The following is a 16694-nucleotide window of genomic DNA, read 5'->3' as shown; positions in this document are numbered from 1 at the left end:
TTAACTGAATATTCTTTACAAACAGGTTATTATGAAAAAATCGCCCCTTGATATTTACCTGCTCCTACCCATTAAAAACTTTATTGAGAAAAAAACTTCAGTTGGATTATTGCTTATTTTCTCTGCAATTCTTGCAATGATCGTTGCCAACTCACCACTGGCTGATGCGTATCACAATCTTTGGAAACAATACATTCACCTGGGAATTAACGATTTTGTAATTAGAAAAAACCTGTTGCATTGGATTAACGATGGCCTCATGTCTATTTTCTTTTTTATGATTGGTCTTGAGTTAAAACGAGAAATATTACAGGGCGAACTTTCCAGTTTTAGAAAGTCTATACTTCCAATTGCTGCGGCTATTGGCGGGATGATTTTTCCGGCTTTAATTTATTATTATTTTAATACTGGGGTAGATTCAATTTCGGGATGGGGAATTCCTATGGCTACAGATATCGCTTTTGCACTGGGTATTCTTTATCTCCTTGGAGACCGGGTTCCTCTTCCCTTAAAAGTATTTCTAACCGCAATTGCTATTGTAGACGATCTTGGAGCGGTGCTGGTAATTGCATTTTTTTATACTTCAGATATTTCTTTACAAAGCCTTGCTATTGCGGGTGTTTTTGTACTTATACTGGCTACCGCTAATTTAATTGGTATTAGAAATACCTTGTTTTATGCAATTATGGGAATTGGAGGTTTATGGCTGGCTATTTTACTTTCGGGTGTTCACGCCACTATTGCAGCGGTTCTAGCGGCCTTTGCCATACCTAACACCAAACGTATTAATACGCCTTTATTTCTTAGAAAAACTAAACTCTTAGCTTATAAAATTAAAGAGGAATTTAGAAATAGAAATAAAAACCCGAAAGAAGCTGATGACCATATTTCTCATACTATACAAAAATTCACATCATTAACCGAAGATGCCACTCCGCCACTACAACGTTTAGAACATGCGCTTTACCCCTTTGTAAGTTTTGTGGTTCTTCCAATTTTTGCATTTGCCAATGCAGGCGTGAGCCTTGGTAATGTTTCTCTTGAAGCACTATTAAGCCCGGTAACGATTGGGGTAATGTTTGGACTCATTTTTGGAAAATTTATTGGCATCGTATTCTTCTCCAGGCTTATGGTTTGGTCTAAGATTGCCAGTTTACCGCATAAAGTAAAGTGGAAACACGTTTACGGAATTGGTTTTCTCGCTGCTATAGGCTTCACCATGTCTTTATTTATTACCGAGCTCGCTTTTGAAAATGAAAATTACCTGGCCCAGGCCAAAATAGGGATTCTTTCAGCTTCTTTAATTGCAGGCCTAATTGGATATTTCTACTTACGAAAAACCGGAAATGAATAATAATTCATCTTAAAGCTGATTACCATCATATTATGTGATTCAAATTTTCGAAAAATTTGCGGTTAAAATATTTAAGAATGAACAGCTGTTTTCACTGCGGTGAAGAATGTAAGGAAGATTACATTGTTTTTCAGGAAAAAGATTTCTGTTGCACCGGTTGTAAAACAGTTTTTGAGATCCTGAACGAAAGTGACCTTACCTATTATTATGATATCCAGGAAAAACCTGGAATTTCTCCCGGAGCTTCAGAAGGAAAATTCGATTTTCTTGATAACGAGGAAATAACCGAAAAACTGCTGGAATTTAATGAGAACAATACCCAAATAGTTAATTTTCTTATTCCTTCTATGCACTGCAGTTCTTGTATTTGGGTGTTGGAAAATTTAGGGAAATTACACAAAGGAGTAAAATCGGCTCAGGTAGATTTTCCAAAGAAAACTGTACGAATAAGTTTTTCTTCAGAAAAAATAAGTTTAAAAGAGCTCGTATATCTACTTAGCCGAATTGGTTACGAACCCTATATTTCCCTTAAAGATTACGATGAAAAAGATCACCGTGTAGACCGAAGCTTAATCTATAAATTAGGCGTTGCTGGTTTTGCATTTGGGAATGTAATGTTTCTCTCTTTTCCCGAGTATTTTGAAGTTAAAGAATTCTGGCTAGAACAATTCAAACATTTATTTAGATGGTTGATGTTTGCTTTTTCTCTTCCTGTGGTTTTTTATTCTGGTGCAGATTATTTTATTTCAGCTTACAAAGGTTTACGCGCAAAGATTCTAAATATAGATGTTCCCATTGCCCTGGGAATTGCAGTACTTTTTATTAGAAGTACCACAGAAATTATCCTTGATCTTGGCACCGGCTTTTTTGATAGCCTTACGGGACTTGTTTTCTTCTTACTTCTGGGTAAATTCTTTCAGCAAAAAACCTATTCCTATTTATCGTTTGAGCGGGATTATAAATCTTATTTCCCAATGGCGGTAACGCGATTAAAAACTAATGCTTCAAAAGAGATTATAGAAGAACAGGTTCAGGTTTATAATATAAAACCCGGCGACCGAATTTTAATAAGAAACGGCGAATTAATTCCTATAGATTCGGTTTTAATGAAGGGCCGCGCGAATATAGATTACAGTTTTGTAACCGGTGAGGCCGAAGCCGTTAGTAAAGAGTCTGGTGAAACGCTTTATGCCGGTGGCCGCCAACAAGGCGGAATACTTGAGATTGAAGCTATAAAAGCCATAGACCAGAGTTACCTCACCAAACTTTGGAGCAATGAAGTCTTCAAAAAAGATAAAAAAGGTCAATTTCAAAGTTTAATCAATCAAATAAGTAAGAGATTTACCGCTGGGGTTTTAAGTATAGCATTTCTATCAACTCTTTTCTGGCTAATTTACGATCCTTCTATAGCACTAAATGTTTTTACCGCGGTTCTAATAATCGCCTGCCCCTGCGCTATTGCTTTAGCAACTCCATTTACACTTGGGAATTTGTTGCGCATCTACGGAAGAAATAAATTCTACTTGAAAGAAGCCGGGGTAATAGAACAAATTGCAAAAATAGATTGTCTTGTTTTTGATAAAACCGGCACTATAACTTCCAATAAAAAAACAGAAGTATTCTACGAAGGTTTAAAACTTAATGCTGAAGAAGAACAATTGCTTAGCAGTAGTTTAAGAGCATCTGGGCACCCGCTAAGCAGGCAACTTTACCAGATCCTGGATAAGAATAATATCCTGAGTTTAGATGAATTTAATGAACATACCGGAAAAGGAATTAGCTCTGGCAGTAAGGGTAGTAAAATGAAAATTGGTTCCTCTTCTTTTGTAAGAGAAAGCGAGACTGAAACTAAAGAACTCAATAAAACAGCGGTTCATATAAGTAGTAATGAAGAATATAAAGGTTGCTACATTTTTAAGAATTCTTACCGGGAAGGCCTTGCCCATTTATTTAAGGAATTAGGAGAAAACAAGCAACTCTTCATCCTTTCTGGCGATAATGATGGTGAAAAGGAAAAGCTCGAAAATATGCTTCCCTTAAATACTAAGTTTTACTTCAATCAAAAACCAGACGATAAACTAAATTTTATTAAAAAACTTCAGGAAGAAGGGAAATCGGTGATGATGATTGGCGACGGACTTAACGATGCGGGTGCACTTGCCCAAAGTAATGTTGGGATTGCAGTTTCAGAAAATATTAATGTGTTCTCGCCTGCTTGCGATGGCATCCTGGAAGCTTCAAACCTCACAAAATTGGGCGAATATTTTAAACTTTCAGAAAAGGGTATAAAAATTATCAAATGGAGTTTTGTACTAAGCCTTTGTTATAACGTGGTAGGCCTGGCCTTCGCAGTTACCGGTAACTTAATGCCCGTAATCGCCGCTATTTTAATGCCACTAAGTTCTATTAGTATCGTGGCATTTACAAGCCTGGCCACAAATCTTGCCGGGAAAAAATTAAAACCTGTATTAACGAAAACCTGATTTCAATCATATTTTAAATTTTAACACCGCTTTAAGTTTGCTGAAAATAATTCATTCTAAATGAACATCATTTACCTCTTACTTGCTTTAAGTGTTTTAGTAGCCCTCATTTTCTTTGTCGCCTTTATTTTTTCAGTAAAAAAAGGACAGTATGACGATGTCTATACACCATCGGTAAGGATGCTTTTTGATGATGAATTAGTTAAAGAAAAATCTGATAAATCCAATTCCACCAAAAACAAGAAATCTAATTAACTATGGAAGTAGAACAGTTTCATTACGATAATAAGATCGTAAAAAAGTTTACTATGGCTACCCTGTTCTGGGGTATAGTAGGTATGAGTGTTGGGCTACTGCTCGCCTTTATGTTTATATTTCCCGATCTTACCGACGGAATTTCATGGTTAAGTTTTGGCCGTTTAAGACCATTACATACTAACGCGGTAATTTTTGCTTTTGTTGGGAACGCCATTTTCGCAGGGGTTTACTACTCTACCCAGCGCTTACTCAAGGCGCGTATGTGGAGTGATTTTTTAAGTAATTTCAACTTTTGGGGTTGGCAGGCTATTATTGTAGCAGCCGCCATTACTCTGCCAATGGGTTTTACCAGTTCTAAAGAATATGCCGAACTGGAATGGCCAATAGATATTGCAATTGCTTTGGTATGGGTTGCTTTTGGTGCCAACCTTATTGGTACTATGATAAAGAGAAGGCAGCGTCACCTATATGTTGCTATTTGGTTTTACCTCGCAACTTTTGTAACCGTAGCCGTGCTTCATATTGTAAATAATATTGAAATTCCTGTTTCTGCATTTAAAAGTTATTCGATTTATTCGGGAGTTCAGGATGCTTTGGTACAGTGGTGGTATGGGCATAATGCGGTGGCATTCTTCCTTACTACACCTTTTTTAGGTTTAATGTATTATTTTGTTCCTAAGGCAGCAAACAGGCCGGTTTATTCCTATAGACTTTCTATTATTCACTTTTGGTCCCTGATCTTTATTTATATCTGGGCGGGACCACACCATTTATTATATTCAACTTTACCAGACTGGGCGCAAAATCTTGGAGTAGCATTTTCTGTTATGTTATTATTCCCTTCCTGGGGAGGGATGATCAACGGACTATTAACCCTACGTGGTGCGTGGGATAAAGTACGTACAGATCCTGTTCTTAAATTCTTTGTAGTAGCTATTACCGGCTACGGGATGGCAACTTTTGAAGGTCCAATGCTTTCGCTTAAAAACGTAAATGCTATCGCGCATTTTAGCGACTGGATTATTGCTCACGTGCACGTTGGGGCTTTAGCCTGGAACGGTTTCCTAACTTTTGGGATGGTTTACTGGTTAGTACCAAGATTATTCAAAACCAAACTCTACTCTATTAAATTGGCTAATGCCCATTTCTGGATTGGTACGTTAGGTATTATTATTTACACTTTACCTATGTACGTTGCCGGATTTGTACAGGCATCTATGTGGAAACAATTTAATCCAGATGGAACCCTTACTTACGGAAACTTCCTGGAAACGGTTACTTCTATTATGCCAATGTACTGGATGCGTGCTATTGGTGGTAGTTTATACATAGTTGGTGCATTTATTTTACTTTATAATATTGTGCAAACTGTTAGACAGGGAAGTGCAGTTGAAGACGAATTAGCTGAAGCTGCTCCTTTGCAAAAAGTAACACGAAAAAGAACTAAAGGGGAAGCTTATCACTCCTGGTTAGAAAGAAGACCCGTAAAACTTACCATTTTCGCAACTATAGCCATTTTAATTGGTGGCGCGGTACAAATTGTTCCCTCCTTAATGGTAGACGAATATGTGCCGGTAATTTCCAGTGTAAAACCTTATACTCCTTTAGAACTTGAAGGTCGGGATATTTATATCCGGGAAGGTTGTGTGGGTTGTCACTCGCAAATGATTAGGCCATTTAGAAGTGAAGTAGAACGCTATGGTGAATACTCCAAAGCCGGGGAATATGCTTACGATTATCCCTTCTTATGGGGAAGTAAACGTACCGGCCCAGATCTTATGCGGGTAGGCGGTAAATATTCCGATAACTGGCACCTTAACCATATGTACGATCCGCAAAGCACCTCTTCAGGTTCTATTATGCCTTCTTATAAATGGATAATTAAAGACGAGCTTGATAAAAGTGATACCGAAGCTAAAATGAGAGCTCTTAGCAAGCTTGGCGTACCATATACTTTAGAAGAAATAGAAAACGCCCAGCAATGGATGGCAGAACAGGGAACTCAAATCGAGAAAAACCTGTACGCAGATCCTGATTTTGTAAAAACTTATGAAGCTGAAAAAGAATTTGCAGAACAAAACGGTACCGAATTCGTAGAAATGCGAAACCGCGAAATTGTAGCGCTAATTGCTTATTTACAGCGCCTCGGAACTGACATTAATGCGAAAGATGCAGAAGTATCAACCACTAAAACCAACTAAGCATGTTTAAATTCGTAAAAGGCCATATGGAAAGTATAGACGGGGTTATGATCTACCCGCTAATTTCCCTGCTCATTTTCTTCATCTTTTTTGTAGTGCTATTCTTATGGGTAATTACCGCAAAAAAGAAAGACATAGAAGAGGTTAGCAAATTACCCTTAGATATTAATACCGAAAACCAGGAATTATGAAAACGATAGGATATTTAAGAATTCTGGGGTTTTTAATTCTTGCCCTCGTATTAATAGAATTAACCGTTGAGACCGAAAGTGGTTGGGCAATTGAAGAATACCCAATTATTTGGTGGATTTTAGGTGTAGTACTGGTAATTGCTGTAGCCATAGAAATTTCTATAGCTGCTTTAGAAAATATGGTTTTTAAAAGTCTTAATTCTGAAGCCCAGCAACATTATACCAGGTTAAAAATTGAAAATTCTGACAAGCAGTTTATAGGCTTAAAAAAGTTCTATAAGAAAATGCTGAACCAGAAACCTTTAGAGAAAGAAGAAGAAATTCTTTTAGATCACAATTACGATGGGATAAAAGAACTGGACAACGATCTTCCCGCCTGGTGGCTTTATGGGTTTTACGTAAGTATTGTATTTGCCTTTGTGTATATGGCTTATTATCACATTTTTGATGGGGAAAATCAAACAGAAGAGTACCTGGCTGCCGTTGCCGAAGCCGAAGAAGAAATTGAAGCTTATAAAGCTGCTAATCCAGATCTTATAGATGCTTCTTCAGTAGAATTGCTAACTGATGCTGCCGATTTAGAAGCGGGAGAAACCATTTATATGGCAAGCTGTATGGCTTGTCACCGCGCCGATGGTGGTGGCGCTATTGGTCCTAACCTTACCGATGATCATTGGATTCTTGGAGGCGGAATTAGCAATGTTTTTCAAACAGTTTCTGAAGGTGGCCGTGACGGAAAAGGAATGGTGGCCTGGAAATCTGAGTTGAATGCACAGGAAATAGCCCAGGTATCCAGCTATGTTTTAAGCCTGCAGGGAACCAATCCTCCAGATGCTAAAGCACCGGAAGGAGACATTTGGGAAGCAGATTCAGAATAAATTTTAGAAGAACAGATTTTGGATAATCAGGAAAAATTCAGGGATAAAATAGCCACGGCAGACGACCAGGGAAAAAGACTATGGGTTTTTCCGAAGAAACCTTCTGGAAAATTTTATGAATATAGAAAATATGTAAGTTATGTATTGCTCATTTTACTTTTTGCCGCTCCATTTGTAAAGATAAACGGCAATCAGTTTATGATGTTCAATATCCTGGAAAGGCGTTTTAATATTTTTGGTTTTCCTTTCTGGCCCCAGGATTTTCACATTTTTGTAATTATGATGGTAATTGGGGTGGTCTTTATCATCCTCTTTACGGTAGCTTTTGGTAGAATATTTTGCGGTTGGTTTTGTCCACAAACCATTTTTATGGAAATGGTTTTCCGCAGAATTGAATACTGGATTGAAGGCGATCGCGGAAAACAAATGCGCCTGGAAAAACAAAAATGGGATGCCGAAAAAATTAGAAAACGTGCTCTAAAATGGTTCTTATTCTTTGTTATTTCGTTCCTTATAGCCAATGTTTTCCTCGCTTATTTAATTGGGAGTGATCGCTTAATTCAATACGTAACAGATGGCCCGCTAAATCACCTGAGCACTTTTATTTCATTATTGATTTTTACCGCGGTATTTTACTTTGTATTTGCCTGGTTTAGAGAACAGGTTTGTGTAATTGCCTGTCCTTACGGAAGGCTTCAGGGCGTTCTTTTAGATAATAAATCTATAGTAGTAGCCTACGATCACAAACGCGGAGAAAAGGAAAAAGGAAGGGCAAAATTCAAGAAAAATGAAAACCGTGCAGAAACCGGAAAAGGAGATTGTATAGACTGTTTCCAATGTGTGCAGGTTTGCCCTACCGGAATAGATATTAGAAACGGTACGCAGCTGGAGTGTATAAACTGTACCGCTTGTATAGATGCCTGCGATAGTATGATGGAAGCGGTAGACCTTCCAAAAGGTTTAATACGCTACGCCAGCGAAGAAAATATTGAAAAAAAGGCAAAATTCAGGTTTACTCCCCGGTTAAAAGGTTACAGCATTGTACTAGGAATCTTAACCGCAGTTTTGGTGGGGATGTTATTTATAAGAAGTGAAGTTGAAGCCCGTATTTTAAGATTACCCGGGCAGTTATACGAACGCAAAGCCGATAACGTGGTGAGTAATGTTTTTACCTACAAATTGGTAAATAAAACCACAGCCGATTTTGAAGATATTGAATTTAGGTTATTGTCCCACAAAGGAGTAATAAAACCGGTAAAGACTTCAAATATTACCGTACCGGGACAGGAGTTAACCGAAGGGACACTCTTTATTGAAATACATACGGCCGCATTAGAAGATGAAAAAGAAAAGCTGAAAATTGGGGTTTATAGTGGTGAAAGGTTAATAGAAACAACGAGCACTATGTTTATGGGACCCCGCAGTTTTAATTAATGAAAGTGCGCATAAGAACTCATAAATTATTAAATCTCGATTAAGAGTAAAATATAAAGAAATGAAAATAAACTGGGGAACAGGAATTGTAATTGGAATGGCACTTTTTATAAGTTTCATTATGTATTTAGTGATAAATATGCTTACCGATAAAAAATTTGATCACGATTTGGTAACTGAAGAGTATTACCAAAAAGAACTGCATTACCAGGAAGAAATTGATGCAGAAAATAATGCATTTTCATTAGAAGAAAACATTAGTGACCGGCGGGTAAAAGATGGATGGATCGTAGAATTTCCTAAAAACCTGGAACTTTCTAAAATTTCAGGAAATCTAAATTTCTATCGCCCTTCTAATGCTAAACTTGATTTTAATATTCCTTTAGAATTAACATCACATCAAATTTTTATTGCAGATAAAAACCTTGTAGAGGGGCGTTGGAATATCAATATTCATTGGGAATATGAAGAAACGCCCTATTTATATAAAAACGAAATTGTTTACTAAATGTGGATTTCGGCATTAATATTTGGACTTTTAGGAAGTTTCCACTGTGTGGGAATGTGCGGTCCTATTGCATTTTTATTGCCGGTAGATCATAAAAACAACTTAAAAAAACTAGGCCAAATTTCCCTTTATCATTTTGGAAGAATAAGTTCCTATGCCCTTATTGGTATTCTATTTGGCTTACTAGGCAAAAGTTTCAGATTGTTTGGGCTTCAACAGCAACTTTCAATTTTAGTGGGAGTTTTAATGATTTTAGTAATTCTTATTCCGTATAAAAAATTCAGTAAATACAATGGTTCAAAATTTATCTTCAAAATTGTTTCAAAAGTAAAAAGCAACCTGGGTAAACAGCTGAAACAAAAATCACCCGATACTTTTTATACCATTGGCTTTCTAAACGGTTTCCTCCCTTGTGGACTGGTTTATATGGCGGTTTTTGGAGCTATCGCTGCGGGAACGGCTTTAGAAGGCAGTTTATATATGGCACTTTTTGGCCTGGGAACGGTGCCTTTAATGACTGCCGCAATCTACCTGGGAAACTTTATTAACCTTAACCTGAGATCAAAAATAAGAAAAGCGGTTCCTGTTTTTGTGGTAATAATGGGATTGCTGTTTATACTTAGAGGAATGGGACTCGGAATTCCATACCTCTCCCCCATGGAAATAACTCCGAAAATCACTGCAGCGCAAAGCTGCCATTAACCTAAAACACTTGTTATGAATTTATTTGACACTATTGCATTAGTAAATTGGGAACTGGGCACTTTTCTAATCGCGATGTTTTTTGTTGTTTGCGCCGGTCTGGTGCTTATTGTTCTAAATATGATAGGCAGCGGAAATGACAAAGAATAGAAATTAAATTTTCAAAAAAAAGGAACCTTATAAACATAAAAAAGTCCGTCTGGGAATTTCCAGACGGACTTTTTTGTATTTCTACATTCAAACTAAACTGTCATAGAAAATAATTGGGTGTTTGGTTTTTGTGCCTGCATTCTTAAATCAAAAGCCATACAAATATTACGAACAAAAGGTCTTCCCTTTTCGGGAATGGTTAAGCCTTTTTCAGAAAAATTAACGAGTCCATCAGCTTCTATTTCCCTTAATTTAATAAGTACTTCAGGCAGTTCTTCAAAATAATCTTCGGGAGCGGTCCAACTCGTTTCCAGACGACACATTAAATTAAGAATGTGTTTTCTAATTACAAGATCTTCCTTATTTAAAATATGTCCTCTGAAAACCGGAATTATTCCCTCGGCAATAAGTTCCTGGTAAGTCTCAACCGATTTTTCATTTTGGGCAAAACCGTACCAGCTGTCACTAATTGCTGAAACTCCCAGGCCAATCATAGACGCACCAGAAGAGGTGGTATAGCCCATAAAATTCCGATGTAATGTTTTATTTTCTACGGCTTTATAAAGAGAATCGGTTTTAAGAGCAAAATGATCCATCCCAATCTCTATATATCCAGCTTCTTCCAGCATTTTTTTCCCCGTTTCGTACATTTCACGTTTTTCATCGGCACCGGGAAGGTCAGAGTCTTTGAAGCCGCGTTGCCCGTTTCCTTTAATCCACGGGACGTGCGCATAGCTGTAAAACGCAATACGGTCTGGCATTAACTGCTTCGTCTTTTCAATAGTATCAATTATATCTTCTTTGGTTTGAAATGGTAAACCAAAAATAATATCATGCCCTACCGATGTAAACCCGGTTTCCCTGGCCTGTTCGGTGGCATTTTTTACGTTTTTAAAAGGTTGAATCCTATGAATTGCTTTTTGTACTTTTTCACTATAATCCTGCACGCCGTAACTTACGCGTCTAAAACCAAGATCGGCTAAAACCTTTAAATGCTCTTTGGTGGTATTATTTGGATGTCCTTCAAAACTTAATTCTGTTTTACAATCTCTTTCAGCTTTACGAAAAAGCATATTCAGTAAAAATTTAAGGTTCTCTGGAGCAAAAAAGGTTGGCGTCCCCCCACCAAGATGCACTTCTCTAATAAATGGTTTTTCGCCCAGCATTTCTAAATAAAGATCCCATTCCCGTAACACGCTTTCTATATATGGCGTTTCAACCGAGTGTTTTTTGGTAATTCGCTTATTACAACCACAAAAAGTACAAAGGCTTTCACAAAACGGTAAGTGTATGTAAAGGCTAATTTCTCTATTTTCCTGGAAGCTGCGTTTTAAACTGTGCTCCCAGGCACTTGCAGAAAATGTATTGTCGTCCCAATATGGTACTGTTGGGTAGCTGGTATATCGTGGTCCCGGAACATTGTATTTACTAATAAGGTTAGAAGACATAAAGCAATAGTTTTTTACAAAATTAAAATACGTGTGCCTTATTAGATATGAGTAAGATCAGGTTCTGCATAAAAATTCAAACTAATATGTTTTTTTCTACATATAGTTTAAAAAACAGAATCTCTAATTTTGAGAATTAATATTTACGATTTTTATAATTTAACTTGTTAATTTTTCTTAAATTTAATTAAATAAGCAAAGGTGAAGCTGGTGATTTTAATATTCGCCCTATAGCAGTTAACCGCGATAAAATTTTATAAGCTTCACTGTTTAATTAAAAAACTATTCTATGTCCCGAAAAATAAAGAAGGAAATTCGAATTAACGAAAATGGAGGTAAAGTATTTAATGCGCTAATAACTCCCAATTTAATTAAGGAATGGTGGGGTGCTACTCAAGCCATTGTAGTGCCAGATGAAGATGGCATTTTTGCCTTAAGCTGGGGAGAAAATCCTGATAAAGCTGATTACATTGCGGCGGCAAAAATTTCAGAATTTAAACCCCACGTAAAACTTACCTTAAGCGATTATACCTATTTAGCCGATAATGAATATTTACCTTTTAAGGCAAAATTTAAAGTGAAATTCAGAATTCACTGTGAAACTAAATATTGTGTCCTAAAATTAGAACACTCAGGTTTTCCCAAAAAATCTGAAGCAGATCAATTTTACTCTGATTGTGAATCTGGTTGGGAAGAAAATCTGGAATCGCTAAAAAATCTTGTAGAACAGGAAAATGTGCCGGTTTATAGCTAAAATATGCTTCATTTAAAGGAAGAGTAGAAAAATTAAATTTCTTTTTCTACCTTCAAAGTTTCAAACCAACTTTAAAAAATGAATTCGGCACCAAAAAACTTGCTTTATCCGCTTGTTGCCTTAATACTAGGCGCTTATTTTCTTTTCACAGGCCTAGTTGATGCTAAAGGCTTTCTAGCTCCCTTAGTAACCGCAATAATTCTCGCGCTGTTACTTATTCCATTGGCTAATCTTATGGAAGCTAAGCTAAACCGCCTTTTTTCATCACTTCTAAGTACCGTTTTATTACTGCTGTTTTCTTTTGGGGTTTTTATTTTACTCTCTTTTCAAATTAAAAATTTTGTAGACGATTGGGATAAAATTAAGGAGACCATGACGCCCAAAATTGAACAGCTACAAAATTATGCTTACGAGCATACTGCGTTAAGCAGCGAAGATTTAGAAGAATACAAGAAAGAAAATGATATAAAAAGTATGCTCACTTCTGGCGGAAATTCAGGACAAAAGGCTTTTAATTTTCTTAATTCTGTAACCAGCTTTTTTAGTAATTATTTACTCACTTTTATTTATATTTTTTTCCTGCTAAATTATAGAAGACGCTTTAAAATATTTATTCTAAAATTATTCTCCAATCAACGTAAAGAGGAAGTAAAGCAAATTATTGATGAAACAGCCCGGGTGGCACAATTTTATTTAAGAGGAAAATTAATCCTAATTATAATCCTTTCTATTCTCTACAGTATAGGCCTGGGAATTTCGGGCGTGAATAATTATATTTTAATTGCAGTAATCGCTTCTTTTCTCACCCTTATTCCGTTTATAGGAAATATTATTGGGATGGGACTTGCATTAATATTTGGTTACCTAACCCAGGGCGAAACCAGCATTTTAATTGGCGTAATTCTCACTTTTACTATAGTACAATTTATTGAAAGTTATGTTTTAGAACCCTTTATTGTAGGTGACAAGGTTGATATTCACCCTTTTTTCGTAATCCTCGCCATAATTTTAGGAAATATGATTTGGGGCGTAATGGGAATGATATTGGCAATTCCGGTTTTGGGAATTTTAAATGTAATCTTTAATCACGTGCCATCTTTAAAACCTTTTGGATACCTGCTAAGCACAGATGAAGATAAAGATTAATTTATCTTTCTAAACTACTTCAGTTCTAAATAAAAAGAATGCAAAATCGCGTCGAAAAGCAATTTCAGGGATTTTTAAAAACACCTCCCCTTTGGACAAACTCATTTCAACAAATAGATCAGTTTAAACTTCCTGAAATTGAACAGCCATTAAAGCAGCCTATAACCAAAGATTTACCTTCGCTTTCATCAAATTTTGTAATGGGAAAGCGGGTAGAACGATTTTTTAAATGGATAATTAACCAAAATCCAAATTATAATTTGCTGGCTGAAAATATGCAAATTAGTCGCAATAAAATTACCCTTGGCGAATTAGATTTTCTTGTTGAAGACTTAATAAATAGGCAGGTATGTCATATTGAAATAGTTTATAAATTCTATGTTTACGATCCTTCTTTTTCAACAGAAATGCAACGCTGGATAGGCCCCAACCGCCGGGATACTTTATTGCAAAAAACCGGGAAATTAATAGAAAAACAATTTCCCCTACTTTACAAACCCGAAACCGAAGAAGTATTGAATTCATTAGGTGTGAAACCAAAAGAAATATTACAGCAAACCTGCTTTAAAGCTAATTTATTTGTGCCGAAGCATCTTGAAAAAAAACAATTCCCTGTTATAAATAATGAATGTATTGCGGGAATATGGCTTCATTTTAAAGAATTTCTTTCAGCTGAATATCATTCGTTACAATTTTACGCACCAAAAAAGCAAGACTGGCCAATTCTACCGCGACACGGCGAAAACTGGGTTAATCATTCAGAAATAATTGCTCAAATTGTAAATTCATTCCAAAGAAAAAAAGCGCCATTAATTTGGGTAAAAAAAACGGGCAATAAATTTGAACGGCTATTTGTTGTTTGGTGGTAGATTAGACGATTTTTGGAGAAACACTGGCTTAAATCCGGAGAATAATATTATTCCCATTAAATTTGCAGGCTGAACCACACCACACAATGGATCAAAACACCAATGAAGCAATAAAGGCCTCCTGGCTTAGCATTATAGGAAATGCTTTATTGGCTATTGCAAAATTTATCACCGGAGTTTTTGGAAATTCTTACGCCTTAATCGCAGATGCAATTGAATCTACTACCGATGTTTTTTCGTCGTTTTTAGTATTATTAGGACTTAAATATTCGAGTCGCCCGCCAGATAAAAATCATCCTTACGGCCACGGCAAGGCAGAACCACTAATGACATTTGCCGTAGTAGGGTTTTTGGTAGTTTCAGCCACAGTTATCGCTTACGAAAGTATAGAACACATTAGAACCCCGCACAAAGTTCCCGAACCTTATACCCTTATTGTTCTTGCCGTAATTATAATTATTAAAGAATATTTTTACAGAAAAGTTTCTAAAAAAGGCAATGAAACAAACAGCACCTCACTAAAGGCTGATGCCTGGCACCATCGTAGCGATGCCATTACTTCATTAATGGCATTTATAGGAATTTCTATCGCACTTTTTATGGGGAAAGGTTACGAAACGGCAGATGACTGGGCCGCGCTTTTTGCTTCAGGATTTATCTTATACAATGCCTATCTTATTTTACGCCCAGCACTTGGCGAAGTTATGGACGAACATATGTATGATGATATGATTGCTGAGATTAGAGAAATATCTGGTGGCGTTCCAGGAGTTCTAGATACCGAAAAATGCTATGTTAGAAAAACCGGAATGACCTACCACGTAGATCTCCATATAACCGTAAATGCTGAAATTAGCGTAAAAAAAGGTCACGATATTGCTCACAATGTAAAAAATGAACTCCTGGCCCATTTCCCCGAAATTTTTGACGTGCTTATTCACGTTGAACCCGATGATTTTTATTAAACCTAAATCTTGACATCTTCTTAAGATTAGCGTTAAAGCCCTGCTAAACCCCATTGAAATAAAGCGAAATCAACTTATCTTGAGTAAATAGTTAACCAAAAAATTAGTAAGATGAGTTTGATAAATGAAAAAGACTTGCAAAAATTAAGCAATCAAGAAAATAAAACCTGTATTTCTATTTTTATTCCTACTCAAAGAGCAGGAAAAGAAGTGCTGGAAGAAAAGAATAAAACCCACCTAAAATCTCTTTGGAAAGAAGTTGGTAATGAACTTAAGAAAAAAGATATTCCTGAAGAGAAAATTCAGGAAATTGGTAAACCTATAGAAGAACTTCTTAATGATAAATCTTTTTGGCGCCATCAAAGCGATGGACTCGCAATTTTTGCTGCTGAAGGATTTTTTGAAAAATACACCCTGCCGGTAAACTTTGAAACGCATACTTATATTTCAAATGAGTTTTATATAAAACCATTGGTCCCCATGTTTTCTGAAGATACCCGTTTCTATTTGTTGGCACTTCAATTAGAAGATGTGGTTTTATATGAAGCTACCAAATACAGCATAGGCAAGGTAGAAGTAGACGATTTAACGCCTTCCCGCCTGGAAGAACGCGTAGGTTTTGATTATAAACAAAAACATTTAGATTTTAGAAGCCAGGGCGCCGGTGGAGAAAAAACCATTTTTCATGGGCACGGCAGTGGTAGCGAAGAAGAACGAAAAGAAGAAATTCTAAAGTATTTTAGAGCTATAGATAAAGGCCTGGATACTATTCTACACAACGAGAATGTTCCACTGGTAGTTTCTACTCAAGATTACCTTTTCCCTATTTATAAGGATGTAAACACTTATAAACATTTGTTTGATAAAGTGGTTCCCGGTAACCCATCTGATACCGATATATTTGGATTGCATGAAAAAGCGCTGCAAACTGTAGAACCATATCTTGAGAAAACAAAAAGGGATAAAATGAAGAAATTTGAAGAACTGAATAATACCGAAAGTACCGGTACATCAGTAACCGATATTCTCCCGGCAATACAACAGGGAAAAGTAGATACTTTATTCCTGGAAAACAGAAATGAAATCTGGGGCACTTACAATAATGATAATATGAATGTGAGTATAGATAATGAACAAACGAGTAAGAACTATTCATTGATGAACTGGGCTGCCAAAGAAGTTTTAAGACAGGGAGGAAATGTTTTTCTAATTCCTGATGCCCAAATGCCAGATAAAAATTCAAAAATGAATGCACTTTATCGTTTTAATTAGTAATTACCTTTTTAAAGGTGTTATATATTTATTACCGAGTTAAACTATTAAGTTATCGATAGAGTAGGAAGATAGGGATTA

The 16694-nt window shown here is 36.3% G+C and carries 16 protein-coding genes; 15 read left to right on the top strand and 1 reads right to left on the bottom strand.

All coding sequences use genetic code 11. The features are described 5' to 3' along the window. Positions 1-31: 31 nt before the first annotated feature. The 10 genes from nhaA to B4F31_RS05020 all read left to right on the top strand — a co-directional run bounded on the left by nhaA (position 32) and on the right by B4F31_RS05020 (position 10159). A complete protein-coding gene (nhaA, locus tag B4F31_RS05065) occupies positions 32-1354 on the top strand; it encodes a Na+/H+ antiporter NhaA (protein ID WP_286760759.1) in 1323 nt (440 codons plus the stop codon). Positions 1355-1431: 77 nt separating this feature from the next. Next, positions 1432-3837 carry a heavy metal translocating P-type ATPase gene (locus B4F31_RS05060; RefSeq protein ID WP_286760758.1) on the top strand — a complete coding sequence of 802 codons (2406 nt, stop codon included), beginning with the start codon at positions 1432-1434 and terminating at the stop codon, positions 3835-3837. 60 nt (positions 3838-3897) lie between these two features. Continuing rightward, complete coding sequence (ccoS, locus tag B4F31_RS05055; RefSeq protein ID WP_075326798.1) at positions 3898-4092, top strand: cbb3-type cytochrome oxidase assembly protein CcoS; 195 nt, start codon at positions 3898-3900, stop codon at positions 4090-4092. A gap of 2 nt (positions 4093-4094) precedes the next feature. Next, positions 4095-6296: a cytochrome-c oxidase, cbb3-type subunit I gene (gene ccoN, locus B4F31_RS05050; protein WP_286760757.1), complete on the top strand. Its 2202-nt coding sequence runs from the start codon at positions 4095-4097 to the stop codon at positions 6294-6296. A gap of 2 nt (positions 6297-6298) precedes the next feature. Further along, entirely contained in the window at positions 6299-6487 is a 189-nt protein-coding gene (locus tag B4F31_RS05045) for a cytochrome C oxidase subunit IV (protein ID WP_075326796.1), read from the top strand. Continuing rightward, entirely contained in the window at positions 6484-7365 is an 882-nt protein-coding gene (locus B4F31_RS05040; RefSeq protein ID WP_075326795.1) for a cbb3-type cytochrome c oxidase N-terminal domain-containing protein, read from the top strand. The genes B4F31_RS05045 and B4F31_RS05040 overlap by 4 nt, the downstream gene beginning before the upstream one ends. A gap of 18 nt (positions 7366-7383) precedes the next feature. Continuing rightward, complete coding sequence (ccoG, locus tag B4F31_RS05035; RefSeq protein WP_083634176.1) at positions 7384-8799, top strand: cytochrome c oxidase accessory protein CcoG; 1416 nt, start codon at positions 7384-7386, stop codon at positions 8797-8799. A gap of 61 nt (positions 8800-8860) precedes the next feature. Continuing rightward, positions 8861-9307: a FixH family protein gene (locus B4F31_RS05030; protein ID WP_075326793.1), complete on the top strand. Its 447-nt coding sequence runs from the start codon at positions 8861-8863 to the stop codon at positions 9305-9307. Beyond that, positions 9308-10009, top strand: coding sequence for a sulfite exporter TauE/SafE family protein (locus B4F31_RS05025; protein WP_093302611.1), 702 nt, complete (start codon positions 9308-9310; stop codon positions 10007-10009). A 15-nt stretch (positions 10010-10024) separates the two neighbouring features. Continuing rightward, a complete protein-coding gene (locus B4F31_RS05020; protein WP_257787181.1) occupies positions 10025-10159 on the top strand; it encodes a hypothetical protein in 135 nt (44 codons plus the stop codon). A 92-nt stretch (positions 10160-10251) separates the two neighbouring features. Here the strand turns inward: B4F31_RS05020 and hemN are convergent, their stop codons facing one another. Then, positions 10252-11607, bottom strand: coding sequence for an oxygen-independent coproporphyrinogen III oxidase (hemN, locus tag B4F31_RS05015; protein WP_286760756.1), 1356 nt, complete (start codon positions 11605-11607; stop codon positions 10252-10254). A gap of 289 nt (positions 11608-11896) precedes the next feature. On the opposite strand from hemN, the gene B4F31_RS05010 reads away from it, so the two are divergent. The 5 genes from B4F31_RS05010 to B4F31_RS04990 all read left to right on the top strand — a co-directional run bounded on the left by B4F31_RS05010 (position 11897) and on the right by B4F31_RS04990 (position 16613). Then, on the top strand, positions 11897-12361 hold the full coding sequence (locus B4F31_RS05010) for an SRPBCC family protein (RefSeq protein WP_075326790.1): 465 nt from the start codon (positions 11897-11899) through the stop codon (positions 12359-12361). 78 nt (positions 12362-12439) lie between these two features. Beyond that, positions 12440-13507 (top strand): AI-2E family transporter, encoded by a 1068-nt coding sequence (locus tag B4F31_RS05005; RefSeq protein WP_286760755.1) that lies wholly within the window; start codon positions 12440-12442, stop codon positions 13505-13507. A 38-nt stretch (positions 13508-13545) separates the two neighbouring features. Further along, positions 13546-14376, top strand: a complete 831-nt coding sequence (locus B4F31_RS05000) for a DUF1853 family protein (protein ID WP_286760754.1) — start codon at positions 13546-13548, stop codon at positions 14374-14376. Positions 14377-14462: 86 nt separating this feature from the next. Next, positions 14463-15341: a cation diffusion facilitator family transporter gene (locus B4F31_RS04995; RefSeq protein WP_075326787.1), complete on the top strand. Its 879-nt coding sequence runs from the start codon at positions 14463-14465 to the stop codon at positions 15339-15341. Positions 15342-15452: 111 nt separating this feature from the next. Further along, a complete protein-coding gene (locus tag B4F31_RS04990) occupies positions 15453-16613 on the top strand; it encodes a hypothetical protein (RefSeq protein WP_286760753.1) in 1161 nt (386 codons plus the stop codon). The last annotated feature ends 81 nt before the right edge of the window (positions 16614-16694 follow it).

This window comes from Salegentibacter sp. UBA1130, assembly GCF_002311535.1.
GTDB classification, from domain to species: domain Bacteria; phylum Bacteroidota; class Bacteroidia; order Flavobacteriales; family Flavobacteriaceae; genus Salegentibacter; species Salegentibacter agarivorans.
Note: the sequence above shows the minus strand (reverse complement) of the source record. Positions and strands in the feature narration are given on the sequence as shown.